Genomic DNA, 24429 nt, shown 5'->3' with positions numbered 1-24429 from the left:
GGGGGGGGGGGGGGGGGGGGGGGGGGGGGGGGGGGGGGGGGGGGCGGCGGGGGGGTGGGGGGGGGTGCGGGCGCCCCCCCCCCCCACGGCTATCTGTTCAGCAGATAGCGCCTATACCTCTTATCTATTTCCCAAATCCCATGACGGCGGCCACAGTTGACCGTGATTCACCGGAAGGAAACCCCATGTCAACACATGAGTCACAGGCCGGGCCGTTCGCCCTCGGCACGTTCGCCGACGGGGAGGGCCGCGAGTTCGCCGGGATCGTCACCGGCGACCTGGTCCGCGACCTCACCGGCGCTGGGCTGCCCGGCACCACGCGCGGCATCCTCGCCGAGTGGGATGACGCGCTGCCCCGGCTGAGCGCGCTGGCCGCGTCCGACGGGCCACGGCTCGCCCTCGCCGACCTGCGCGTGCTCGCCCCGGTCGAGCCGCGGCAGGTGTTCCAGTCCGGCGCGAACTACCGCACCCACGTCATCGACCTTGCCGTCGCGCACCGCACCCCCGACGACCCGCGCACCGATGCCGAGATCCGCCGCGACACCGCCGCGCTGATGGACCGCCGCGCCGCCGAGGACCTCCCGTATGTCTTCACCGGCCTGCCCAGCGCGATCACCGGCCCCTATGACGACGTCGTCGTGCCCGACTGGGTCGCCAAGCCCGACTGGGAGCTTGAGTTGACCGCCGTCATCGGCCGCGCGGCCTACCGGGTGTCGGAGGCCGAGGCGCTCGACCACGTCGCCGCCTACACGATCGCCAACGACCTGACCGCCCGCGAGGCCGTGTTCCGCCGCGACATGCCGGAGATCGGCACCGACTGGCAGCGCTCGAAGAACCTCCCGACGTTCACGCCGCTCGGCCCGTGGCTCGTGCCCGCCGCGTTCGTCGGCGACGTCACCGACCTGACCGTCCGGCTCGACGTGAACGGCAGGACGTACCAGGACGAGTCCACCAAGGACATGATCTTCGGGGTGGCGCGGCTCGTGTCGTACATCTCCCAGTCCGCCCGGCTTCTTCCCGGGGACGTCGTCCTGACCGGCAGTCCGGCGGGAAACGGGATGCACTGGGGCGTTCTCCTCCAGGACGGCGACGTCATGGAGGGGTCGATCACGGGGCTCGGGACGCAGCGGAACCGGGTGGTCCGGTGATCGACTGGACCGATCCGGAGGGTGCGATCGCTGAGGCCGCCCGCGCGTTCTCGAATTGGGGGCGGTGGGGTGCGGATGATGTGCTCGGGACCGTCAATTTCCTGACCGAGGCGAAGCGGCGTGAGGCTGCGGGGCTGGTGCGGCGTGGTGTGTCGTTCTCGCTGGCGCAGTCGTTCGACATGAACGGGCCGCAGAAGGGCTGGCGGCGGCGCACCAACCCGGTGCACACCATGCTGGACACCGGGACCGACGCGGCCCTGGGCCTTCAGGGCTTTCCGCACGGGATCGGCGGCGCGGACGATGTGATCGCGATGCCGTTGCAGTGCTCGACCCAGTGGGACGGGCTCGGGCACATCTTCGACCACGGCAAGGCGTGGAACGGGCGTCCCGCCGAGCGCGTCGTGACCTCCGACGGCGACCTCGTCACGGGGATCGAGACCCTCGCCGCGCCCGTCGTCGGCAGGGGAGTGCTCCTGGACGTCGGCCGGGTGATCGGCGCGAACGGGGAGCTTCCTGACGGTTTCGCGATCACCGAGGAGCACCTGACGGCGACCGCGTCGGCGCAGGGTGTTTCGGTGGGTACCGGCGACATCGTGCTGGTCCGCACCGGCCAGCTCGCCCGCGCCCGTCGCGACGGCTGGGGCGACTACGCGGGCGGCCCGGCACCCGGCCTGTCGTTCACCACGGCCGGTTGGCTGTACCGCAGCGAGATCGCCGCGATCGCCACCGACACCTGGGGTTTTGAGGTGCGTCCCAACGAGTTCGACAACGCCTTCCAGCCGCTGCACCAGGTCGTCATCCCCAACATGGGCCTGCTCGTCGGCGAGATGTGGGACCTCGACGCCCTCGCCGCCGACTGCGCGAACGACGGCGTGCATGAGTTCCTGCTCGCCGCGCCGCCCCTGCCGATCACCGGCGCGGTCGGCTCCCCCGTGAACCCCCTCGCACTGAAATGAGCCGCCCATGAACAGCGTCCTCATCGTCGGCGGCGGCGTCGCCGGCTCCGCCCTCGCCGTGCTGCTCGCGCGCGGCGGTGTCACCGTCGAGATCGCCGAGATCAACGCCGACGCCTCAGCGCTCGGCTCGGGCATCACCCTCCAGGGCAACGCCCTGCGCCAACTGCGCGCGCTTGGCGTCTGGGAGGCGGTCCGGGACCGGGGCTTCGCCTTCGACGAGCTCGGCATCCGCGCCCCCGACGGCACGGTCATCGCCGAGTTCCCCGACGCGCGCACCGGCGGCCCCGACCTTCCCGCCACCCTCGGGATGAACCGCCCCGAACTCGCCGAGATCCTCCACAAGGCGGTGCGCGACGCCGGGGTGAAGGTCAGGTTCGGCTCGACCGTCGAGCGGCTCCCCGACACCGGCGACGGCGTCGACGTCGTCTTCCGCGACGGCTCCACCGGCTCCTACGACCTCGTCGTCGGCGCGGACGGCATCCGCTCGCACGTCCGCTCCCTGATCGGGATCGAGGCACGGCCCGAACCCGTCGGGATGGGCATCTGGCGGGTGCACACGCGGCGGCCCGAGGAGGTCACCCGTACCGACCTCGCGTACGGCGGCCCGTGTTACATCGCGGGCTACTGTCCGACGAGCACGACCGAGATGTACGCCTACCTTGTCGAGCGGGCCCGTCCGAAGGACGAGGTCGCCGCGCTCGAACCCGTCGCGGAGATGCGCCGGCTCGCCGAGGGCTACGGCGGCGCGTGGACGCGCATCCGCGCCGACCTCACCGAGGGCGCGCGCGTGCACTACACGTGGTTCGAGTCGCTGCTCGTGGACGGGCCGTGGCACCGGGGCCGTGTCGTGCTCGTCGGCGACGCCGCACACGCCTGCCCGCCGACCATCGCGCAGGGCGCGGCGATGTGCCTTGAGGACGCCGCAGTCCTCGCCGAGCTGCTGCTGTCCGGCGCGCCGGACGCGCTCGCCGCCTACGCCGCACGCCGTCTTCCCCGGGTACGCGCCGTCGTGGAGGCGTCGGTCCAGATCTGCCGGTGGCAGCTCGCCGGAGAACGCGGCGACCTCCCCGGCGTCATGGGCCGTACCTCAGCCCTGCTGACGGAGCTGCCGTGACCGTCGTTGACGTGCACGCGCACGTCATCCTCCCCGAGATCGAGGCCGCGGTCGCCGACCTGCCCGGCCTTGCCGAACACCGCGCGCTTGACGCACGCCGTAACGGGCCGGAGTCCTTGGCGGTCTCCGGACCGATGGTCGGCGCGCGCATCCCCAAGCTCACCCGGGTCCCGGTGCGCCTCGCCGACATGGACGCGCAGGGCGTCGCCGTCCAGATCGTGAGCCCGTCGCCGTCGCACTACCACTACTGGACCGACGAGACCGCCGCCAGGACGGTCTGGGAGCTGGCCAACGCGGGGACCGCCGCGCACTGCGCCAAGGCCCCGGACCGGTTGTACGGGCTCGGGCTCGCCCCGCTCCAGCATCCCGCGCTCATGGCCGAGGCGCTCGACCACGCGCTCGCGGCCGGGCTGAAGGGCGTCGAGATCTCCTCGCACGCCCCCGGCGTCGAACTCTCCGACGCCCGGCTTGAGCCGTTCTGGGAGCACGCCGCCGCGACGGGTGCCGTCGTCTTCGTCCATCCGTTCGGCTGCACGCTCGACGAACGGCTCGACCGGTTCTACCTGTCGAACATCGTCGGCCAGCCCGTCGAGAACGCCGTCACGCTGTCCCATCTGATCTTCGCGGGCGTGCTCGACCGGCACCCCGCGCTGAAGATCGTCGCCGCGCATGGCGGCGGCTACCTGCCGACCTACCTGGGCCGCGCCGACCACGGCTGGCTTGTGCGTCCCGAGGCGCGGACCTGCGCCGAGCCGCCCAGCGCCTACCTGCGCCGGATCTGGTGCGACTCGCTCGTGCACGACGCTGGCGTGCTGCGCGCCCTCGTCGCCGCCGTGGGGGCCGACCGGGTCGTGCTCGGCTCGGACTACCCGTTCGACATGGGCGTCGCCGACCCCCTCGCCCGGCTCGACGCGGCGGGCCTCACCGCCGCCGAGCGCGCGGCCGTCGCGGGCGGGACCGCCGCCCGCCTCTTCGCGATCAAGGAAGTGACCACATGACAAGCCGAACGCGGCTCATCACCCATCTGCGGCACGTCGACCTCGCCGTGCCCGACTTCGCCAGGCAGCGTGACTTCTACGCCGGGGTCTGGGGCCTCCAGGAGGTCGCGACCGACACCGGGCTGTCGTTCCTGGCCGCCGTCGGCTCGCCCGAGCAGTACATCGTGCGCATCCGCGAGGCCGCCGACAAGCGCCTCGACCTCGTCGCGTTCGGCGCGGCGACCCCCGCCGACGTCGACGCCCTCGCCGCGCGCCTCGCCGCGTCCGGCGTGCGGATCATCCGCGAGCCGGGCGCGCTGGACACCCCCGGAGGCGGCTACGGCCTGCGCTTCTTCGACCTCGACGGCCGCACGATCGAGGTCTCCGCAGACGTCGCGGTCCGCCCGCACCGCAGGCTTGAGGAGAAGGAGGCGGTTCCGGTGCGGCTGTCCCATGTCGTCCTGAACTCGCCCGACCTCGCCGCGACCCGCGCCTGGTACGAGAAACACCTGGACTTCGCCCTGTCCGACACCCTGTCCAGCCCGCACATGGGCGACGTCATGCACTTCATGCGCTGCAACCCGCAGCACCACAGCCTCGCGATCGCCAAGGGGCCGCACGCCTCGGTGCACCACCTGTCGTTCGAGATGCGCGGGATCGAGGAGTACATGCGCGGCAGCGGACGCGTCATCAGGTCGGGCGCGCGCAAGATCTGGGGGCCGGGACGCCATCTCGCGGGGGACAACACCTTCACGTACTTCCTCGACCCGCACGGCAACACCGTCGAGTACACGACGGAACTCGAACTGCTGGATGAGGACGCCTGGCACCCGTCGGTGTACGACTTCTCCCAGCCCGAGGTCACCGACCAGTGGGGGACGGCCAACCCGATGAACGAGCTCGTCGCCAAGGAATCGTTCAACGACGTCGACCGCGGCGTGTTCGTCGCCCCTCCCGTCTGATGCGGTACGTGAGCTTCGCCCGGGACGGCCGGGCGCGCTGCGGGGTCGTCGCGGGGGAGCTGGTCCATCCGCTGGAGGTCGGCTCACTCACCGGGTTCCTCGGCCGGACGCCGGTCGAGCGCGACGCCGCCGTCGCGCGGGCGCTCGCCGCGCCCGGCGTGCCGCTGGCGGAGGTGCGGCTCGGGCCGCCGCTCGAACCGCCGACGCTGCGTGACTTCGTGGCCTTCGAGGAGCACGTCGAGGGCATCCGCAAGAGCATCGACGGCGTCGCCGGGGTCCCCGACCGATGGTACGAGGCCCCGACGTTCTACTTCACCAACCCGCACTCGCTGATCGGGCCGTACGACGACGTGCCCATGGCGCCGGGCAGCGCGGTGCTCGACTTCGAGCTCGAGGTCGCCGTCGTCATCGGGAAGGCGGGCCGCGACCTCACGCCCGCGCAGGCGAAGGAGCACATCTTCGGGTACACGATCTTCAACGACTGGTCGGCGCGCGACCTCCAGGCGCTGGAGATGAAGGTCGGCCTCGGGCCGTGCAAGGGCAAGGACTTCGCCGGGACGCTCGGGCCGTGGATCGTCACCGCCGACGAGCTCGAGCCCTACCGGGATGACGAAGGGTTCCTCGGGCTCGGGCTGACCGCCGAGGTCAACGGGGCGGTCATCGGACGGGATCTGCTGTCGAACATGGGGTGGCAGTTCGAGGAGCTCGTCGCGTATGCGTCGCGGGGGGCGGAGCTGCGGCCTGGGGACGTCCTCGGGTCGGGGACCTGCGGGAACGGGGGGTGCCTCGCCGAGCTGTGGGGGAGGGACGGGACCGGACAGCCCCCGCCGCTCGGGCCGGGGGACACCGTGACGTTGACCGTTGAGGGCATCGGGTCGGTGGTCAACCGGGTGGTTCCGGGGGCCGAGCCGGTGCCGCTGCCGCGCGCGCGTCGGCGGGAGCGCCGTATCCGCCCGCGTTTTTGAGAGGGACGCCTTTCGGAACCGGTTTTCCGGTGGGAGGGAAACCGGTTCCGAGGGCGATCTGTGGTCCCCGTCAAAAAGGGGTTTCCGGGGTGATCAGGACGCGCGGGTCGCGGGGCGGTGCGGGAAGGCGGCGAGCGCCTCCTCGTGCTCCGCGCCGGTCGCCTCCAGGAGGTCGACCGCAAGCGAGCGGAGCTGGGCGAGGACCACGTGCGCGGAGAACCCGAGCGGCGGCAGCGGCACCGGGTCCAGCCTCGCCGCCGTGCGGCGCAGCACCCTGCGGGTCAGCAACGGCGTGCCGCCCGCGATGAGCTCGTCCCTGAGCCGGACGGCGGTCTGGGCGAGCTCGCCCATCCCGTCGACCAGCAGGTCGGGCGCTGGCTCGCCCTTCTCGATCATCGCGACGGTGTGCCTGAGCAGCACCCGCGCGTTGCGCAGCGCGTGGTCGAGCGGCTCGGCCGCCGTCGCGTACGTCTCAAGACGGTCGCGGCGCGCCCGGTGCAGCGGCGACAGCGCGGCGATCTCGTGCGCGGTGACCAGCGAGTCGCGGTACTTGTCGACGGTCCCCTGCGAGCCGCGCGCCCGCTCCAACGCCTCGGCCGCGATCTCGGGATCACGCTCGCGCAGCGCCGCCGCGGCGGCCTCCAACGCCGCCGACAGCTCCTCGAGCAGCTCCCTGATCGCCTTCGCGGCGAGCCCCGCCGGGTTGGCGGGCAGCAGCGCCACCGCGACGAGCCCGACAAGCCCGCCGACCAGCGCGTCGACCATCCGGTCGATCCCGCCGGTGCCGCCCGGCGGCAGCAGCGTCGCCACCAGCACCGCCGACGACCCGGCCTGCAACGAGATCAGCGTCCCGCCGTCGAGCAGCACGGAAACCGCCATCGCCAGCGCCACGACCAGCGCGATCTGCCACGCGCCCCCGCCGATCAGCGAGATCAGCAGATCGCCCACCCCGACGCCCACGCTCACGCCCGCCACGAGCTCCCACACCCTGCGGCGGCGCGTGCCGAGGCCCACGCCGATGCAGAGCACCACCGCGATCGGGGCGAAGAACGGACGGTCGTGGCCGAGCAGCCGGGTGGCGATGATCCACGCCAGGCCCGCGGCGAGCGCGACCTGGACGATGGGCAGCGCCATGACCCGCAGCCGCCCGGTACGGTCCCGGAAACTGTCTGCGAACGCTGTCATGCCCTCAACGATCGCCGGTCAGCTCCCATGCGTCAAAGACACGATCTGACCGATGGGTATAGACGTTGCTTATATAGCGCCCTTTACGATGGCCCCTGTGAGCTTCCGGCAGATGGAATACCTGGTCACGGTCGTGGAGGAGGGATCCTTCACCGCGGCCGCCGAACGGCTCGGCGTGACGCAACCCACCCTGTCGCACCAGATCAGAGCCCTGGAACGCGCCGTCGGCGTCCCGCTGCTGGAACGGCTGCCAGGACGCGTCCTGCTCACCCCGATGGGCCGCGAGTACCTCCCGCACGCCGTCGCCGCGCTGCGCAGCGCCAGGCTCGCCCTCGGCGCGGGCGCACCAGGACCCGTCACGCTCCGCATCGCCACCATGTACTCCATCGCCCTCGGCGTCGTGCCCCCGGCCGTCCGGACCTGGCTCGCCGCCGAACCCGGCGCGGAGGTCGAGGTCGCCGAGTTCGCCTCAGGCACCGCACTGGAACGGCACGTCGCCGCAGGCGGCGCAGACCTCGGCGTCGGACCGCTCCCAGCGCGCTGGGACGGACCCGTCTACGAACTCGGCGAGGAAGAACTCGTCATCGTCCTGCCCGTCGGCGACCCCCTCGCCGCCCGCTCCCCGCTGCCGCTGCGCGAACTGGCCGACCGCCCCTGGGTCCTGTACGACTCCGGCAACGCGCTCGCCCCGCTCGTCGCCGCAGCCTGCGCCGAAGCCGGATTCGCGCCGCGCGCGGCGGTCCGCACCCACCACAGCGCGACCGCGCTCCAGCTCGCCGCATCGGGCCTCGGCCCCGCGCTCGTCCCGACCGGGGTGCTGGAACCCGGCCTGCCCGTCGTCGCCGTCCAGCCCTCCCCGCCCATCCGCCGCACCCTCGCCGCCTACCTGTCCGACGACCCCTCGCCCGCCGCGTCCCGCTTCGTCGCGGTGCTGCTCGGCCGGTGAACGTGCGCGGCGAGCAAGTCCGCGAACGCGCTCGCCGCCGGAGCCGGATCATCCCTGGTGAACGCGACGAGCCGCCGCACCACCGGCTCAGCCGGACGCACCGCGCTCGCCGCGTGCCGCGCCCCGATCACGTCGGCCGGGACGAGCGCCGGCCCAAGCCCCGCCGCCGCCAACTCCACCGCCGTAGCCGTGTGATGCACCCGCGCCGCCGCCCGCGGCACGAACCCCGCCTTCGCGAAAACCCTCGACAACAGCGGCGAAAGCCCAAAATCCGCTGCATAAAGCACCCAGGCCCGTTCCGCCAGCGCCTCAAGCGGCACACTCGGCCGCTCAAGCAACGGATCATCTTCCGGCAGAACGAGCATCAGCTCTTCCTCCCCGAGCACCCGCAACGGCCCAGCCCACCCCGCAGGCTCGGTACCGACCCCGATATCGGCGTCTCCACGCTCCATCGCCGCCGCAAGCAGATCAATATGCCCATACTCCGTCAGCGCCACCCGCACCGCAGGATGCGCCAGCCGCCACACCCCCAACGCGGGCGGCACAAGCCCCATCGCCATCGAATGCAACGCCGCGACCCGCAACTCCCCGCCCTCCAACGCCGCGGCATCCCGCGCCGCCGCCACCGCGGCCCGCGCCGCCCCCAACGCCGCCCGCGCATGCGGCAGAAACTCCCGCCCCCGCTCCGTCAACCGGGCCCCACCCACCCCCCTGATGAACAACGCATACCCCAACTCCCCCTCCAACGCCTTGACCTGCTGCGACAACGCAGACTGACTAACCCGAACCCTCCGCGCCCCCTCACTGAACGACCCCTCCTCCACCACCGCCACCACATACTCAACCTGCCTCCCCCGCACCCTCCCACCCTACGCCCCACCCCCACGAGCCCCCCAACAACTCCCACACCCCCACCCTCAGCCCCCTCCGGCCGCCGCCCCACCCCAACACCCCACACCCCACACCCCACGTCCGCACCTGCTCTGGAAACGCCCGCTCTCACACGCCGTGCTCCTACCCCCGGCCCTGCCCTCCCGCACAGCGCCCATCCGCCCGGCGCCCCCGCGCCCCCGCCTGTCACACGCCCCCGCCTGTCACACGCCCCCGCCTGTCACACGCCCGCGCCTGTCACACGCCCGCGCCCCCTCACACGCCCGCGCCCCTGTGCCCCCGCCCCCGCGCCCCCGCGCTTCTGCCGCCACACGCCCCGCACTTCAGCACCCCGAGCCCCCTCACCCCCGCGGCCCTCGCCCCGCGCTTCCCCACCCGTGCCCACGTGCGGCGTCGTAGCGCCGGGTGTGAGGGGGAGGGCAGGGGCAGGGAGGGAAGCGGAAACAAGGGGAGAAGAGGGGAGGGGAAGGGAGACAGGGGGAGAGGCAGGGTGGGGAGGGGGAGAGGAGGTGGGGAGGCAGGGTGGGGAGAGGTGGGGAGGCAGGGTGGGGCAGAGGGAGAGGTGGGGAGGGGAGAGGAGGTAGGGGAGGGGAGAGGAGGTGAGGGAGGGTTTGGGGTTTGGGGTTCGGTGGGTGGGGTAGGATTGTGGGTTCGTTTGCTGAGTTGGGGGAGTGGGCGGATGAGTGGAGAGGAAGGGGCGGCCGGGGTGTTGGCCGCGGAGCGGGCGCATCTGGGGGAGGCGCGGGAGGCGCTGCGGCGGATGCGGGAGCACGCGGAGTCGCTTTCCGCGGACGCTGCGGGGGACTGGGTGTCGGCGCAGATCCTTGAGTCGCTGCTCGACCAGCGGGTGAGGGCGCTCGCCGACCATCCGGACACGCCACTGTTCTTCGGCCGCCTCGACCACGCCGAAGGCGACCTTCCCGACACCGTCTACGTCGGGCGGCGGCACGTCCACGACGACGGCGGCGCGGCGCTCGTCCTCGACTGGCGCGCGCCGGTCTCCCGCGCCTTCTACCAGGCGGGCCCGGCCGAGCCGATGGGCGTCGCCCGCCGCCGCAGGTTCGGCTTCCGCGGCGGCGAGCTCACCGCGTTCGAGGACGAGCACCTCGACGGCCGTGAACTCGGCGCGTCCCGGCTGCTCACCGAGGAGATCGAACGCCCGCGCACCGGCCCGATGCGCGACATCGTCGCCACGATCCAGCCCGAGCAGGACGTCATCGTGCGCGACGACCTCGCCAAGACCGTCTGCGTCCAGGGCGCGCCGGGCACCGGCAAGACCGCCGTCGGCCTGCACCGCGCGGCGTACCTGCTGTTCACCCACCGGGAGCGGCTGAGCCGGTCCGGCGTGCTCATCGTCGGCCCGAACCGGGCGTTCCTCTCCTACATCGCCGGCGTCCTCCCGGCGCTCGGCGAGGTCCGCGTCGACCAGGCGACCGTCGCCGACCTCCTCGGCGGGCCCACCGCCGACGAACCCGACGGGCGGGCCGCGCTGAAGGGCGACGCCAGGCTCGTCAACGTGTTGCGCAAGGCCCTGTGGCTGCACGTCAACCGGCCAGAGGAGGGCCTTCTCGTCGTGCGGGGAGGCGCGCGCTTCCGCGTCCCGGACTACGAGGTCCGCGAGCTCGTCGCCGAACTGCGCGGGACCACCCGCTACGCGGCCGGCCGCGAAGCGCTCGCCCGTCGGCTGGCCCACCGCGTCCTCGTGCTGATGGAGCAGCGCGGCGAGGCACCCGACGACCGCGTCCACGACGCCGTCGCGCGCAGCCGCCCCGTCAAGGCGCTCGTGGACCAGGTCTGGCCGAAGCTCACCCCGCAGCAGGTCCTCTTCCGGCTGCTTTCGGACGCCGACCTCCTCGCCCGCGCCGCCAAGGGCGTCCTCACTGAGGACGAGCAGGCCGCGCTGCGGTGGGAGAAGGCCCCGCGCTCGGCCCGCTCCGCCCGCTGGACCGCCGCCGACCTCGCCCTCCTCGACGAGCTCGGCGACCTCATCGAACGCACGCCGTCGCTCGGCCACCTGGTCGTGGACGAGGCGCAGGACCTGTCGCCGATGCAGCTGCGCGCGCTCGGCCGCCGCTGCGTGACGGGCTCGGCGACCGTCCTCGGCGACCTCGCCCAGGGCACCACCCCCTGGTCGGCCCGCAGCTGGGACGACGTCCTGCACCACCTCGGCCGCGAAGGCGAGGTCACCGAACTCACCATCGGCTTCCGGGTGCCGCGCGAGGTGCTCGACTACGCAGCCCGCCTCCTCCCGTCGATCGCGCCGGGTCTCGCCGTCCCCACGTCCCTGCGCCCCGGCCGGGGCTCTCTCACGGTCAGGGAGACCCCCGACCCCGCGAAGTCGTCCATCGAAGCCGTTCGCGACCTCCTCTCGCGCGAGGGCTCGATAGCCCTCGTCGCCGCCGAACCCGACATCCCCGCCCTTTCCTCCCTCCTCGAGGCGGAATCCATCCCCCACTCCGTGCTCACCCCCGACGACACCGGCTCCGCCCGCGTCCAACTCGTCCCCGCCCCGCTCGTCAAGGGCCTCGAATACGACCACGTGGTCGTGGTCGAGCCCTCCGCCATCGTCACCGCGGAACCCCGTGGCCTGGCCCGCCTCTACGTGACCCTCACCCGAGCCGTCACCTCCCTCACCCTCCTCCACGCCACCCCCCTCCCCCCACACCTAACCCCCACCCCCTAACCCCCAAGTCCTTCCACCCCCACCCCACCCCGCCCCGCGCTTCGCGCCCCGCGCCCCGCGCTTCGCGCCCCGCGCTTCGCGCCCCGCGCCCTGCGCCCCGCGTGTCCCGGGCCCTGCGCCCCGCGTGTCCCGGGCCCGCACCTCCTGGCCCCTGCTCGCTGCCCGAACCTCCCTGGTCCGCGCCTCCCAGTCTTGCGCGGCCCGCGTCTCGGGCGTCGCGGGTCTACTTCGCGCTCCTCTCGACTCGTGCTTCCCGATCATGTGCGTCTCGGCCTGCGCGTGTCTCGGCCCGCCGTGTCCCGGCCCGCGCCCCCAGCCCTGCGCGGCCTGCGTCTCGCGGGGCTGTGGGTTCACTTCGCGCGTTCTGCTGGCTTTGTGCTTCCCGGCTTGCCCTTCCCGGCCCTGCGGCTTCAGCCTCGGTGCCTCGGTGCCTTCGTGCCTTGTTTGCCCCGTGCCTCTGGGCTCCGTGCTTCTTGGACAGGGTGCTTCTCGGCCTGCGTCTTCCTGGTGTGTCTGGGCGCGAATCGTTGGAAACGCGTCGTGTGCGGTGGGCCGCTTCTCGATTCGCAGTTCCGGTGGGTCGGCGGTTCGTCCGGTGTGTGGAGGCCGCCTGGGGGGCTTCTCTGATATGCCCGCTTTGTCATGTATCGGGATTGGGGGCTTGGGTTGTGGCCGTGTGATCCTGGCCGTGAGGCTATGGCGCGGGCGGGGGCGGCGGAATGTAATGGTTCGGTGACGCGTCATGGTGTTCGGGTGGGTGGGGTGCGGGAGGGCACGGATCCCGTGCGGGCTCGCCGTGTCCTCAGGGATCTGTACGCGCCGCCGCCGCTCACTCCCGTCAACCTCTCCGCTCCGCTGCTCGTCCTGCCCGACGACATCGCCGCCGAAGGAGCCGGGCTGCCCGGGGCCTTCGGTCTGCGCGACGTGCCGCGCGCCGTTCGGGGTTGGGCGGGGCTTGGGCTTGGCGGGGTGAAGGTCTTCGCCTACGGGCATGACCGTGACGGTCGCGGCACGGGGGCGCTCTTGCCCGGGAACCGGATGGTCGCTGCGATCGCCGAGGTCAAGGGCGCGGCTCCCGAGCTCGCTGTGACGTCCGAGGTCTGCGGCTGCGCCTGGACCGACAGCGGTGAGTGCGTCCTTCGCCGCGCTGACGGCGAGATCGACCTTGCCGCCACCTACGGCCTCATGGCGGCGATGGCAGTCCGGCACGCGGAGGCGGGGGCCGACGCGGTGTCGCCGACCGCGATGCTCAACGGGGCGGTCCGCGCCGTCCGCGCGGCCCTTGACGAGACCGGCCACCACGACGTCGGCGTGAACCCGAACATCGCGATCCACACGGTCCTGTACGGCACGTTCAAGGCGCTGATGGCCACCGACCCCGTCGCCGGACACCGCCGCGGCCTCCAGCTCGAGCCGGGCCGCGCCGACCGTGACGCGCTCCGCCAAGCCCGCCGATGGGTCGCGGAAGGCGCCGACTCCCTGACGTTGCAGCCGGTCATGACCGCGATGGACGTTCTCGCCGCGCTGCGCGCCGACCAGGACGTGCCGCTTGTCGCCTACTCCACGAGCGGGGAGTTCGGCGCGCTGCGCGAGCTCGGCGCGGCGGGGATCGCCGAGTACCACGAGGCCCTGCGCAGGGCCGGGGCTGACCACATCCTCGGCTTCGGCGCGGAACTCCACGCCCGTCGCCTTGCCGCGCCCGGCCGCTGATCGGCCATTGCCGGGCTCCGGGTCCCCGACCAAGAGGCCAAGGAGCACACGCCATACCCGACGAGTTCCCTCTATTCGGTCGGCCGGGAACCGGGGTTTCCTCCGACACCTCCGCGGTGGTCGTCCGGACTCCTCATCGGAGTCGGGCGGTGGCGGAATACGATGCCTGTCATGGCCACCCCTGATGTGATCCGCATCGTCACCCGCGCCTCGCCGATGGCGCTCGCCCAGGTCGAGCGCGTCCGCGGCGAACTCGCCGTCCTGCGCCCGGAGATCCGCACCGAGGTCGTTCCCGTGACGACCTCGGGCGACAAGTGGCAGGGACCGCTTTCCGAACTCGGTCTCGGCGGCAAGGGGGCGTTCACCAAGGAGGTGGACGCCGCCCTTCTCGCGGGGGAGGCCGACATCGCCGTGCACTGCATCAAGGACGTCCCCGCCGACCGCCCGCTGCCCAAGGGCACGGTGTTCGCGGGCTACCTCAAGCGCGACGACATCCGCGACGCCCTGGTCCACCCGGGCGGACGCACCCTGGATGAGCTGCCGGAGGGATCGACCATCGGCACCTCCTCGGTCCGCCGGGTGGCCCAGCTCGCCGCGTCCCACCCGCATCTGCGGTGCCTGCCGATCCGCGGGAACGCCAACCGGCGGCTCGCCAAGCTCGACGCCGGCGAGTTCGACGCGCTCCTGCTCGCGGTGTCCGGCCTGCACCGGATCGGAGAGTCCGGGCGGATCACCGAGATCCTCCCGGTGGAGGCGCTGTGCCCGCCGATCGGCGCCGGCGTGCTGGGCCTGCAGTGCCGCGAGGACGACGCCGAGCTCATCGAGACGGTCTCGGTGCTGAACCACGCCGACACCTGGCGCGAGGTCACCGCGGAGCGGATGCTCCTGCACGTGTTGCAGGGGCACTGCAACAGCCCGATCGCCGGTTTCGCCCGCGCCGAGCGCGACGGCCGCCTGTCGCTGCGCGCCCGCGTGTTCTCGCCCGACGGCAAGACGGTCCTCGACGCCCACGAGTGGGCGGGCCCGCTTGACCCTGCGACCCTTGGCACTTCCGTCGCCGTCGCCCTGCTCCGCCAGGGCGCCCGCGAAGTGATCGACTCCATCCCGCACTGATCCCACCCCCAGAAAAACAACCAACCCACCGCTGACCGGCCGTACAGGCCGCTTTCACGCGTCGGACGCATCGCCGACGTCACGGGCCCCGACGAGGTCGCGAAGACCGCCGATGCCGTGGCCAGGACCGGGCGGCGTCGCCGCGCGGTCGGCGCGTCCGGATCACTCCGGCCCGTCGAGCATGGCTCGCCATCCCGAGCCCCGCGCTCGAAGCCGGGCCAGGCTAAGACGCGTCGTTCCGCACGCGGGCGGGGTAGGGACAGGGGCATGGCGAAGGAGAGCGCCGCGCCGTTCGTGCCCGACAAGGCGGATCTCGCCCGGTTGCGGGAGGCGGCGCGGGAGTGCCGCGGCTGTGACCTGTGGGAGCCCGCCACGCAGACCGTGTTCGGCGCGGGCCGGGAGCGCGCCGGGGCCGTCCTGGTGGGGGAGCAGCCCGGCGACCAGGAGGACCGGCGCGGCGAGCCGTTCGTGGGCCCGGCGGGCCGGGTGCTCGACCGGGCGCTGGCCGAGGCGGGTCTCGCGCGCGAGGACGTGTACCTCACGAACGCGGTGAAGCACTTCAGGTTCACCCGCAACGAGGGCGGCAAGCGGCGGCTGCACCAGTCGCCGAACACGGTCGAGGTCGCCGCGTGCCGCCCGTGGCTGGCCGCCGAGCTGGGCGTGGTGTCGCCCTCGGTCGTGGTGGCGCTCGGCGCGGTCGCGGGCCGTTCGCTGCTGGGGCCGTCGTTCCGGGTGACGCGTGAGCGCGGCGTCGTCCAGGCGTGCCCGCCGTTCGACGCGCTCGGTGCCCGGCCGGAGCGGGAGACCGGGGTACGGCTGGTGGCGACCGTCCACCCGTCGGCGGTGCTGCGTGCCGAGGGTAGGGCCGAGGCGTACGCGGGTCTCGTCGCCGACCTGCGTGTTGTGGCGTCGCTGCTGGGGTGACCCCGCGCGCCTTCCTCGCGTGCGCGGCCCGGCGGCCCGGACAGCGCGGGGCCGACGGGCCGGGTCGCGGCTTCGCACGAAGACCGTCGCATGTTCATGATCCACCTCCGGGTGATCTCGCGTTCGGCAAAAGCATGTCACTTTTTGTGATGATGCCAATACGACATCCCCCTCGCCGGGGAGTAACAGATCACTGCCTGTCGGGATATGGCCACAGAATGTCAGGAGGTGGTACGCGCGTGGCTGGTGTGTCGTACGGGCCTCCAGTGGGCTGTGGGCTGGCTTGCAAGCGGCTCTCGCGGCGAGCTTCCGGAATTCCCGATAGGAAGTGTAGGGAAATGTTGGAATGTTACTTTCGACCGGTAAATGGATACTTAGAGTGATGACGGGGAGTGCTGTCCGCGCTCCCGCGCCTCGATCCGGCGGCTGCCGCCGGGGACGGAAGGAGCCTTCCGTGAACCGCAGTCTCTCGCGCTCCCGGAGCGGCCGTCGGATGACGGCCCCCAGAGCGCTGGCCGTGCTCGTGGGCCTCGCGACGACCGGCATCCCCGCCGCGCTCGCCAGGCCCGCATCGGCCGAAGCGGTCCACACGCCAAGCGACGACCCGCTCGTCACCGGCATCGAGGACTTCGACGACGACGTCGACCTCGACCTGCGCTGGTAACCCCCACCCGTCCGACGCCCGGGAGCTCTCTGCGGATTCGCCTGAGGTCGAGAGCCCGGGCGGCGTCACCGCCCGACACGATCGGCCCCGGCCGCGCGTCAGTCGGGTTCTGTGCTCCGAGATCCTGACGGAATCGCGCTCCAGCCGCGCGTCAGACGGGTTCCGTAGGCCGAGCTCCTGACGGGTCGCGCTCCGGCCGCGCTAGGCGGGGTTCCCGCTCGTCCGTTCCGCCCGGGTGATGCCCTGCGCCGTCCTGACGAGTTCCGCGAGGCGGCCGTGGTGAGCGCCCTTCCAGTAGGGACGGCCGCACCGGGAGCATCGGGCGAACTCGTCATAGGTGCGCGCTGTGCCTGCGGGGAGGAGATCGTGGACGTCGGCTTTCGCGACGTGCTCCAGCGGGCCGTTGCAAGCGGGGCAGCGCGTCCAGGGGGACAGGGGAGGGGCGAAGCGGTGGAGGACGTCGGCGAACTGGTCGTCGGGGTCGTCGCCCCTGACGTTGGCGCCGAGCCAGAGCGCACGACGTCGCAGGAGTCCTCGGTCCCGGGTGAGCAGGACCCGGCGTTCGACGTTGGCGAGTTCGACAAGGCCGGGATCGTCCAGCGCGGGCTCGTACGCGGTGTCGACGCCGACGAGGCGCAGCCGACGGGCGAGCGCGCCGAGGTGCACGTCCAGCAGGAAGCGTGCCGGATGAGGCAGCTCCTGCGGCCGGGTGACGGGGATGACGTGAACCTCGTCCCCGCCCTTGGGCCGGTAGGAGGGCGGAACCTGTCTGCCGCCCACCTCCAGACCGCCCACCTCGGTCAGCGGCACACCCGCGGCCTCTACGACGTGGCCGAGCGACGATGTCCCGTCATGGCGTACGCGCACATGTCCTGCGCGGTCGTGGGGACGGAGGAACAGGCGGAGGTCCGGCGCGAAGAACAGGGAGAGCTCCGCGGGGTCCTTCACGCCGCAGGAAGGATGTTCTGGTTCACGTGGAAGACGTTATCGGGGTCGTAGAGCGCCTTCACCGCGGTGAGCCGTTCGTAGTTGCCCCTATAGGACGCCCGTACGCGGTCCTGCCCTTCGTCCATCATGAAGTTGACGTACGCGCCGCCCGCTGACGTCCCGTGCAGCGCCTGCCAGTACTCGCGTGCCCATGCGCGCAGGGCGGCGGCGTTGGCCGGGTCCGGGTCGACGCCGACGATGACGCCCGCCCATCCGCCGTCCCGGTACGCGAAGGCGGTCTCGTCGGACGGCACCCGGGAGACGGCTCCGTCCACCGGATAGAGGTGCATGGTCGACTGCGGGGTGGGCAGCCGTTCGGCGAACGTCTTGTGCACCTCGATGGCCTCTTCGGTGATCTCGGTGAAGAAGTCGGCCCGCCAGTACCACTGGAGTCCGGGCGGGTAGAGGGCGTCGAACGCGCTCTGCAACGCCGTGTAGGGCATCGCGGAGAGGCCGACGAGCAGGGGTGACCCGAAGGCCCGCACGGGGGACAGGACCTCGTCCGCCTGGTCGTGCGGGCCGCTGTAACACCAGATGATCGCGCACGTCTTGCGACCCCAGAGAGACTCCGGGAAGGGCGGCGCGGGCGGAACCGTCACAAGGGCGAACCACCCGTTGAGCTCCCAAGGCAGCGTCGGCAGTATCTCGCGGTACCAGCGCAGGACGTCGCCCATGTCGGCGAGGTCGTAGAGCACGGGTCCTCCTACGATGAGGCCCTTGTCTCCGATGTCGTGGCATCCGAACGTGAACGAGGTGACGATGCCGAAGTTGCCTCCGCCGCCGCGCAGCGCCCAGAAGAGGTCGTCGTGGGAGGCGGCCGAGGCGCGGACGAAGGAGCCGTCGGCGAGGACGACGTCGGCGGAGACGAGGTTGTCGACAGTGAGGCCGCAGCGCCGGGACAGGTTCCCTATGCCGCCGCCGAGGGTGAGGCCGCCGACGCCGGTGGTGGAGATGATGCCGGACGGCGTCGCCATGCCGAACGCGGCAGTCGCGTGGTCCACGTCGCCCCAGGTGCAGCCGCCGTCCACGCGGACGGTGCGCCCCTGCGGTTCGACGGACGTGCTCCGCTGCGCCGACAGGTCGATGACGAGCGCGTCGTCCCAGACGCCGAGGCCGCCCGCGTTGTGGCCGCCGCCCCGGACGGCGAGGGTCAGGCCCTGGCCGCGCCCGTACCTGACGCAGGTGATGACGTCGGCGACGTCACGGCACCGCGCGACGGCGGCGGGACGTTTGTCGATCATCGCGTTGTAGACCGCGCGTGCCCGGTCGTACCCGGGGTCGTCGGGGAGGATGAGGTCGCCGCGCAGCGCCGTGCGCAGCTCGTCGAAGGCTGTCATGGGGTCGGCCATGCCCAGCAACCGATCCCTGTATCGCCCTGTTTGTCCCTAGTTCGCCAAGATTCCAGTGCTTTATCCGACGGGAATTGGGTGACCTTTGCCACGTTAAGTACTAATACTTGCACTCTGGGGCATGAGTGGTGACATGAAGTGGTTCCGCAGACACCCTGAGTCCGACCACCGCCCGACCGCCCGTGAGCGTGCCGCCGCCGCGCGGACCGCCCGCGCCGAAGCCGAACTCCGCGCCACCGAGGCCAAGATCCACGCGCTTGCCGCCCGCGCCCGCCGCGAACTCCGCGGTACCTGACCCCGTTCGGACGTCTGTTCCGGGCGCGTCACCCGCGCCCGGAACCCGGTCTTCTCCTTCAGGAGAAGGCTCCTGGTCCGCTACGCGTGACGGTGTCCGTACGCCGCCCGCAGGCCCGATCGCACGGGACGCGGCGAAGGCGCCGTGTCCCGACGCGATCGGGGGCGTCGGTCCGGTCGGCGTCCGGGAGCCGTCCGCGGGGGCGGCGACTCCCTCAGGGCGCGGGAGAGTAGGTGTTCAGGCTCTCCTGCCGCTCCTGCACGGGGACGCTGACCGTGCCGGTGCCCGCCTTCTGGAACGTGAACGTCAGCTCGATGTTCCCGCCGCTCGGCAGGGCGGCCGTCAGATTCCGCAGGATGATCTTCGCGTCCGGGCCGATCCGGACGTCCTGCCCGGCCGGGAGGTTGACGGGGCCGCCGACGATCTCCGTCGAGGCGGCGGCGGGCGAGGTGACCGACTGGAGCACGTCGTCCTCGGCCTGGGTGCCGGACGTCCCGTTGGTCTCGCCGCCCGCGGGCTGGTTGACGAGCGTCAGGTAGACCGGCGCTGACCCTCCCGCGGGGAGGTCGGCCCCGTTGTCGCCGCCGAGGACGAACACGTCGCGCAGGTCGACCTTGCCCACCTGCCCGTCGACGCCGGCCTCGGGCGACACCGACCCGGACTCGTCGACGTCCGACCCGCACCCGCACAGCACGCCGAGCAGCGCGAGCGCCGCGACCGCACCGATCCTCATCGTCCCCCCAAAACTCGCTCCCTGTGGGGATGCCAGCAGAACCCTCCCGGCAAAACACCCCACACCCCATGCGACCGCAAAGCCGGGAGCGAGAGCCTCGGGTCAGCCGACGGGGACCGCGTCCTCGAAGGTCATGCGCAGGTGGGAGACGGTGGTGGTGGTCAGGGCGGGGAGGCGGTCGAGGCCGAGGCGGCGGAGGTCTTCGGCGGCCGGGTGGGGGCCGAGCAGGACCGTCGCTCCGCCGGGGCGCATACGAACTCCCGAAGGGTTCATCACCCAGGGGGTGCGTCGGGTGATGCCGTCCAGGCAGGAGTAAGCGTCCACGGTGGTAGCGCCCGCATTGGCGGGGACGGGAACGCCGGGCTTGACCTGGAGGGCTACGGCGAGGGCGTCCTTCTCGTGGACGGCCGCGCGTTGGGGGCTCGACCAGTCGATGGGCAGGTGGGTGATGACCTTGGGGAAGCCCCAGATGGTCCGTCCTGCGTCGAGGGTGAACTCGCCGTCCACGGGCAGCCAGTGGATGAACGCCCCTACGGGGGATGCGCCTTCGCCCTCCCCGTGGACGAGGAAGGCGACGGCGAACTCGTGGTACGGGCCGAGGTCGCCGTCCTCGTACTCGATGAAGGCGAGCGTGCACACCGCGAGGCCGGGGACCGGGCGCAGCACGCGCAGCCCGCTGTATCCGATGACGCTCTGGGCGGTGCGCGCCGGCACCGCGTACATCGCGGAGGCGACCCTCGCCTTGCGGATCTCGACGGGCATGGTGATCTGGCGTCCCTGAATCAGGTGCATGGTCCTCAGTAGAACAGGTTCTAGACTCCAGTCTCAAGGCCCGGCCCCGGTGCGCCGGGGCCGGGCCCGGTTCCGGTCACCGAGCGGTCTGCTCGGGCCGCAGCGCCATCAGGACGCCCAGCGTGGCGTAGCCGACGACGAGGTGGACGCCGCCGACCCAGCCCGCGATCGCCGGGCCGAACATCCCGTAGGCGGGCACCGACACCAGCGCCCAGCTCTCGGCGACCAGCGGCCATCCGCGCAGCACGCCGCGCCAGCGGCCCGCGAACGCGAGCTTCACCGCGATGACGGCCATGCCGAGCATGGACAGCGGCCAGGCCATGTCAAGGACCGCGAGCCAGGGCGCGTCGGCCTGGGACGCGGGCAGCACGCCGTGCAGCAGCGACCAGACGCTCGCCAGGCCGAGGACGACCGCCTCGGCGCGCAGCGCGAACCGCGCGGCCTTCGACGTGCCGATCGCCATGGTGCGCATCTGCACCCACAGCAGACAGAACACCCCGAGCTGGAAGGCGAGGCCGGTCAGGTCGATGATCCTGCCCGCGACGCCCTCGCCGTCGCTGCCGAGCGCGCAGATCGCCACGGCCCAGGTCAGCGAGCCCGCGGTCAGGCCGAGCCCGGCGCGGCGGATCGCCGCGCGGCTCGGGCCGCGGTCGAGCGCGGGGGCGGGGCCGTCGGTGCGGGCCGTGGCCCGCTGGTCGGTGACGTGAGTGCGCATGGTTTCCTCCGGTTCTGGATCCGTCGCGGCGCTCACCGCGACGCCTCCTACGTTCCGCGCCCGCCGTCCCGAGCCGGCAGAGCCGTCCATCCCCGATCCGCGCCCGAGCCGCGTCCACCCGGTCCCGGGACGCGCGTCCCTGGGAGGAAGCCCAGGAAAAGACGACAATGGCGGACGTGACCGATGCGCCCCCCGCAGTGCCGTCCGGCCGCGCGGCGTCGCCGTGGAAGGCCGCCGCTCTGCCCGCCCTCTTCACGGTGTTCGCCCTCGCCTGCACCGTCTGTACTGCCGTACTCGACACCCGTAACGCGGTCGTGGATCTGCCCCCGGGTACGGGCATCGACGGCGTCGGATGGACCGCCTCGCTGTGCGGACTCGTCCAGGTGGCGTCCGGAGGGCTGCTCCTCTACCGCCTGCCCAGGCATCCCGTGGCGTGGGCGCTCACGCTGAGCGGCCTGCACTGGGCGTTGAACGGGCTGGCCGGCGCGTGGGTTATCCACGGCGTCTATCTGGAGCCCGGCCTTCCAGGGCTATCGGCTGCCTTCTTTCTGTACGCCCGCTTCGGGGCCGCCCTGATGCTCGGGCTTCCGCTGCTTCTCTTGCTCTTCCCCGACGGACGGCTCCCCGCCGCGCGTCCTTGGCGCGTCCTGTCGGTGTTCAGCCTCGGCCTGACGGCTCTGCTGCCCGTCGTGTGGGCGCTCGTGCCGTCGTCCGTGGTCGCGCGTCTTGAGGGGTCTCCTCCGCCGGAGATGGCGCGCCTCACCCTCGACCCCATCCCGGTCGGCATGTCCGACGAGTTCTGGACCGGCGTTGTGCACGCCGCCCACGCGGCGCTTCCGGTGACGCTCCTTGTGCCCGTGGCCGTCGTCGTCCACAGGTACCGCAAGGCCGAGGCCGAGGGCAGGGCGCAGATCCGGTGGCTGTTGTGGGCGGCCGTGGTCAACCTCGGGGTGCTGGTCCTTCCGCCTCTGCTCGGCTCTGGGTTCCCGGTCCTACTGCTTTACGCCGGTATCTCCCTGACGTCCCTGGCGATCCTCGTCGCGGTCGCCAAGTACCGCCTGTACGACATCGACAGGCTGCTGCCCGCGACGGTCCTGTACGGGCTGCTCGCCGCCGTCGTCGTGGCCCTCGACGTCGCCGTGTTCACCGTCGCGGGAGGCGTCCTCGGCGAACGGGACTCCGCCCTCGCGGCGATCGCCGTCGTCGCCGTCGCCTACGCACCCCTGCGGACCTGGCTTTGGCGGCTCGCCCGTCGTCTGGTGCACGGCTCCCGCGACGACCCCTACGCCACGGTCTCGACGCTCGCGGCACGGCTCGACCAGGCGAGCGGCCCGGAAGAGCAGCTCGGCGCGCTCGCCAGGACCGTCGCCGACGCGTTCGCCCTCCCGTACGTGCGGGTCGAGATCGAACGGCCCGACGGGACCCGCTCGGTCGTCGAACACGGCGTCGCGCGCGGTCCCTCGGTGTCGCTGCCCGTCGTCTACTCCACCGACGCCGTCGGCAGGCTCGTGCTGTGCCGTGCCGAACTCACCGACCGCGACCAGCGCCTGCTCGGCGACCTGGTGCGCCAGGCCGCGGCCGCGGCGCGGGCGAGCGAGCTGAGCGCCGACCTCCAGCGCATCCGCGCCAAGCTCGTCGCGGCCCGCGAGGAGGAGCGCCGCAGGCTCCGCCGCGACCTGCACGACGGGCTCGGGCCGAGCCTCGGCGCGGTCGCGCTGCGCATCGAACTCGCCCGCAACCTCGCCGTGAGCGCCCCGGAGCGGTCCGACGCGATCCTTGAGCAGACCGCCGCGGAGGTCTCCGGCGTCATGGCCGACGTGCGCCGCCTCGTCCATGACCTGCGCCCGCCCGCGCTTGACGAGCTGGGCGTGCTGCGCGCCGTCGAACAGCACGCCGACAGGCTGCGCTCGACCTCCCTGCAGATCGTCGTGGTCGGCGGAGACGGCCTTGACGGGCTGCCCGCCGCCGTCGAGGTCGCCGCCTACCGGATCGTGTCGGAGGCGCTGGCGAACGTCGTACGGCACTCGGGAGCCGGTCGCTGCGAGGTCACCCTCGCCGCGCGCGGCCACGTCCTTGAGGTCGAGGTGCACGACGACGGCTCGGGAATCGGCCGCGACACCGCCGCGGGCGTCGGCATGCTGTCGCTGCGCGAGCGCGCCGCCGAGCTGGGCGGCGACTGCGCCGTCACCTGCCCGGACGGCGGTGGCACACTTGTGCGCGCGAGACTGCCCCTGGAGATGGAGACCGCAGTTGCCTGAGCGACCCGACGAGCCCCTGCGGATCCTGCTCGCCGACGACCACCCCGTCTACCGCGACGGACTGGCCATGCTGCTCGGCTCGGTCCCCGGCATCGACGTGGTCGGCACGGCGGCCTCGGGGGCCGAGGCCGTCACGGGCGCGGCCGAACTCCAGCCCGACATCGTGGTGATGGACGTCGGAATGCCCGGCATGGACGGGATCGAGGCGACCCGCCGGGTCACCGCCGCGAGCCCCCACATCGGCGTGGTCGTCCTGACCATGGCCGAGGAGGACGCCACCCTGTTCGCGGCGATGCGCGCCGGGGCGCGCGGCTACCTGCTCAAGGGCGCGAACCAGGCGGAGATCGTCCGCGCGATCCGCGGCGTCGCCGCCGGGGACGTCATCTTCGGCCCGTCGATGGCGCGCCGGGTCGCCGACTTCTTCGGCGGCCCGGGAGCCGCCGAGCCGACGCCCGCCGCGTCGCCGCGGCCCGGCGAGTACGTGTTCCCGCAGCTCACGCCGCGCGAGCGCGACATCATCGAGCTCGTCGCCGCGGGCCGCTCCAACGCCCAGATCGCCGCGACCCTCTTCCTGTCCCAGAAGACGGTCCGCAACAACGTCTCGAACATCTTCACCAAGCTCCACGTGGCAGACCGCGCCGAAGCCATCATCCGCGCCCGCGACGCGGGTCTGGGCCGCCCCTGACCCGCGCCCCCGCCGATCCCAGAACCGCGCTGCGGGCCTGGCCGTCGCCGACCGCCTCCCGTGCTTGTGGTGCCGAGGTGAGCTGCCGAGGAACTTCTTGGGCCGGGCCGCAAGCCCGGTCCGTCGTTGACGGCGTCAGGTGTCGCGCTCGGCGTCAGGTTCATATGCTCATGGTGGTCCTCCGAGGAGAAGTTGTGGGCTTTGGTCGCCGCTGTTGACGTTGGCTGTTGCGGTGCGGTGCGGATGGGCTCTCAGGACGGCCGGAAGCCCGGGTGGCCTGGCGGAGTGGGCGCACATGTTCTGGTTGTGGTCGGTGGGTGAGCGGGTGTTGAGGGCCTGCGTCGCCTTCGGTCCGGCCGGGCGGCGCAGGCCCGGGG

22 protein-coding genes are annotated in these 24429 nt (G+C 72.5%); 15 read left to right on the top strand and 7 right to left on the bottom strand.

All coding sequences use genetic code 11. The annotated features are described in order from the left end of the window. The first annotated feature begins 185 nt into the window (after positions 1-185). Genes R9X44_RS33910 through R9X44_RS33885 form a run of 6 tightly spaced genes read left to right on the top strand, consistent with a single transcriptional unit; the run spans position 186 to position 6122 of the window. A complete protein-coding gene (locus R9X44_RS33910) occupies positions 186-1148 on the top strand; it encodes a fumarylacetoacetate hydrolase family protein (RefSeq protein WP_319818471.1) in 963 nt (320 codons plus the stop codon). Then, positions 1145-2104: a cyclase family protein gene (locus tag R9X44_RS33905; RefSeq protein WP_319818470.1), complete on the top strand. Its 960-nt coding sequence runs from the start codon at positions 1145-1147 to the stop codon at positions 2102-2104. Before R9X44_RS33910 ends, R9X44_RS33905 begins: the two co-directional genes overlap by 4 nt. A gap of 7 nt (positions 2105-2111) precedes the next feature. Continuing rightward, on the top strand, positions 2112-3218 hold the full coding sequence (locus R9X44_RS33900; protein WP_319818469.1) for an FAD-dependent monooxygenase: 1107 nt from the start codon (positions 2112-2114) through the stop codon (positions 3216-3218). Then, positions 3215-4216 (top strand): amidohydrolase family protein, encoded by a 1002-nt coding sequence (locus tag R9X44_RS33895; protein ID WP_319818468.1) that lies wholly within the window; start codon positions 3215-3217, stop codon positions 4214-4216. Before R9X44_RS33900 ends, R9X44_RS33895 begins: the two co-directional genes overlap by 4 nt. Next, positions 4213-5157, top strand: a complete 945-nt coding sequence (locus tag R9X44_RS33890; RefSeq protein ID WP_319818467.1) for a VOC family protein — start codon at positions 4213-4215, stop codon at positions 5155-5157. Before R9X44_RS33895 ends, R9X44_RS33890 begins: the two co-directional genes overlap by 4 nt. Beyond that, the gene (locus tag R9X44_RS33885; RefSeq protein ID WP_319818466.1) at positions 5157-6122 is read left to right on the top strand and encodes a fumarylacetoacetate hydrolase family protein; all 966 of its coding nucleotides are present in this window, start codon (positions 5157-5159) and stop codon (positions 6120-6122) included. Before R9X44_RS33890 ends, R9X44_RS33885 begins: the two co-directional genes overlap by 1 nt. A gap of 93 nt (positions 6123-6215) precedes the next feature. Here R9X44_RS33885 and R9X44_RS33880 read toward each other — a convergent pair whose 3' ends face one another. After that, on the bottom strand, positions 6216-7307 hold the full coding sequence (locus R9X44_RS33880) for an FUSC family protein (RefSeq protein WP_319818465.1): 1092 nt from the start codon (positions 7305-7307) through the stop codon (positions 6216-6218). A gap of 97 nt (positions 7308-7404) precedes the next feature. On the opposite strand from R9X44_RS33880, the gene R9X44_RS33875 reads away from it, so the two are divergent. After that, positions 7405-8253: a LysR family transcriptional regulator gene (locus R9X44_RS33875; RefSeq protein ID WP_319818464.1), complete on the top strand. Its 849-nt coding sequence runs from the start codon at positions 7405-7407 to the stop codon at positions 8251-8253. Here the strand turns inward: R9X44_RS33875 and R9X44_RS33870 are convergent. Then, complete coding sequence (locus tag R9X44_RS33870; protein ID WP_319818463.1) at positions 8190-9113, bottom strand: LysR family transcriptional regulator; 924 nt, start codon at positions 9111-9113, stop codon at positions 8190-8192. The two genes, R9X44_RS33875 and R9X44_RS33870, sit on opposite strands and share 64 nt — an antisense overlap. A 710-nt stretch (positions 9114-9823) precedes the next feature. On the opposite strand from R9X44_RS33870, the gene R9X44_RS33865 reads away from it, so the two are divergent. The 5 genes from R9X44_RS33865 (at position 9824) to R9X44_RS33845 (ending at position 16238) form a co-directional block, all read left to right on the top strand. Further along, complete coding sequence (locus tag R9X44_RS33865) at positions 9824-11827, top strand: AAA family ATPase (RefSeq protein WP_319818462.1); 2004 nt, start codon at positions 9824-9826, stop codon at positions 11825-11827. 783 nt (positions 11828-12610) lie between these two features. Continuing rightward, positions 12611-13537, top strand: coding sequence for a hypothetical protein (locus R9X44_RS33860; RefSeq protein ID WP_319818461.1), 927 nt, complete (start codon positions 12611-12613; stop codon positions 13535-13537). A 171-nt stretch (positions 13538-13708) separates the two neighbouring features. Beyond that, a complete protein-coding gene (gene hemC, locus R9X44_RS33855) occupies positions 13709-14650 on the top strand; it encodes a hydroxymethylbilane synthase (protein ID WP_319818460.1) in 942 nt (313 codons plus the stop codon). Positions 14651-14917: 267 nt separating this feature from the next. Next, on the top strand, positions 14918-15574 hold the full coding sequence (locus R9X44_RS33850) for a UdgX family uracil-DNA binding protein (protein ID WP_319818459.1): 657 nt from the start codon (positions 14918-14920) through the stop codon (positions 15572-15574). Between the two features lie 454 nt (positions 15575-16028). Continuing rightward, positions 16029-16238 (top strand): hypothetical protein, encoded by a 210-nt coding sequence (locus tag R9X44_RS33845; protein WP_319818458.1) that lies wholly within the window; start codon positions 16029-16031, stop codon positions 16236-16238. Between the two features lie 201 nt (positions 16239-16439). Here R9X44_RS33845 and R9X44_RS33840 read toward each other — a convergent pair whose 3' ends face one another. Both R9X44_RS33840 and R9X44_RS33835 read right to left on the bottom strand, forming a co-directional pair. Next, on the bottom strand, positions 16440-17186 hold the full coding sequence (locus R9X44_RS33840; protein WP_319818457.1) for a Mut7-C RNAse domain-containing protein: 747 nt from the start codon (positions 17184-17186) through the stop codon (positions 16440-16442). After that, on the bottom strand, positions 17183-18574 hold the full coding sequence (locus R9X44_RS33835) for an FAD-binding oxidoreductase (RefSeq protein ID WP_319818456.1): 1392 nt from the start codon (positions 18572-18574) through the stop codon (positions 17183-17185). The genes R9X44_RS33840 and R9X44_RS33835 overlap by 4 nt, the downstream gene beginning before the upstream one ends. A gap of 121 nt (positions 18575-18695) precedes the next feature. On the opposite strand from R9X44_RS33835, the gene R9X44_RS33830 reads away from it, so the two are divergent. Continuing rightward, positions 18696-18869, top strand: a complete 174-nt coding sequence (locus R9X44_RS33830; RefSeq protein ID WP_319818455.1) for a hypothetical protein — start codon at positions 18696-18698, stop codon at positions 18867-18869. Between the two features lie 214 nt (positions 18870-19083). Here the strand turns inward: R9X44_RS33830 and R9X44_RS33825 are convergent, their stop codons facing one another. The 3 genes from R9X44_RS33825 to R9X44_RS33815 form a co-directional block, all read right to left on the bottom strand. After that, positions 19084-19602, bottom strand: a complete 519-nt coding sequence (locus R9X44_RS33825; protein WP_319818454.1) for a copper chaperone PCu(A)C — start codon at positions 19600-19602, stop codon at positions 19084-19086. 102 nt (positions 19603-19704) lie between these two features. Continuing rightward, positions 19705-20394 (bottom strand): acetoacetate decarboxylase family protein, encoded by a 690-nt coding sequence (locus tag R9X44_RS33820; RefSeq protein ID WP_319818453.1) that lies wholly within the window; start codon positions 20392-20394, stop codon positions 19705-19707. A 76-nt stretch (positions 20395-20470) separates the two neighbouring features. Then, the gene (locus R9X44_RS33815; RefSeq protein WP_319818452.1) at positions 20471-21109 is read right to left on the bottom strand and encodes a hypothetical protein; all 639 of its coding nucleotides are present in this window, start codon (positions 21107-21109) and stop codon (positions 20471-20473) included. Positions 21110-21285: 176 nt separating this feature from the next. On the opposite strand from R9X44_RS33815, the gene R9X44_RS33810 reads away from it, so the two are divergent. Both R9X44_RS33810 and R9X44_RS33805 read left to right on the top strand, forming a co-directional pair. After that, on the top strand, positions 21286-23367 hold the full coding sequence (locus R9X44_RS33810) for a sensor histidine kinase (RefSeq protein ID WP_319818451.1): 2082 nt from the start codon (positions 21286-21288) through the stop codon (positions 23365-23367). Then, positions 23360-24052 (top strand): response regulator transcription factor, encoded by a 693-nt coding sequence (locus tag R9X44_RS33805; RefSeq protein ID WP_319818450.1) that lies wholly within the window; start codon positions 23360-23362, stop codon positions 24050-24052. Before R9X44_RS33810 ends, R9X44_RS33805 begins: the two co-directional genes overlap by 8 nt. The last annotated feature ends 377 nt before the right edge of the window (positions 24053-24429 follow it).

Source organism: Actinocorallia sp. A-T 12471 (assembly GCF_033875155.1).
In the GTDB taxonomy this organism is placed as follows: domain Bacteria; phylum Actinomycetota; class Actinomycetes; order Streptosporangiales; family Streptosporangiaceae; genus Actinocorallia.
This window is presented reverse-complemented; position numbering and strand designations above follow the sequence as displayed.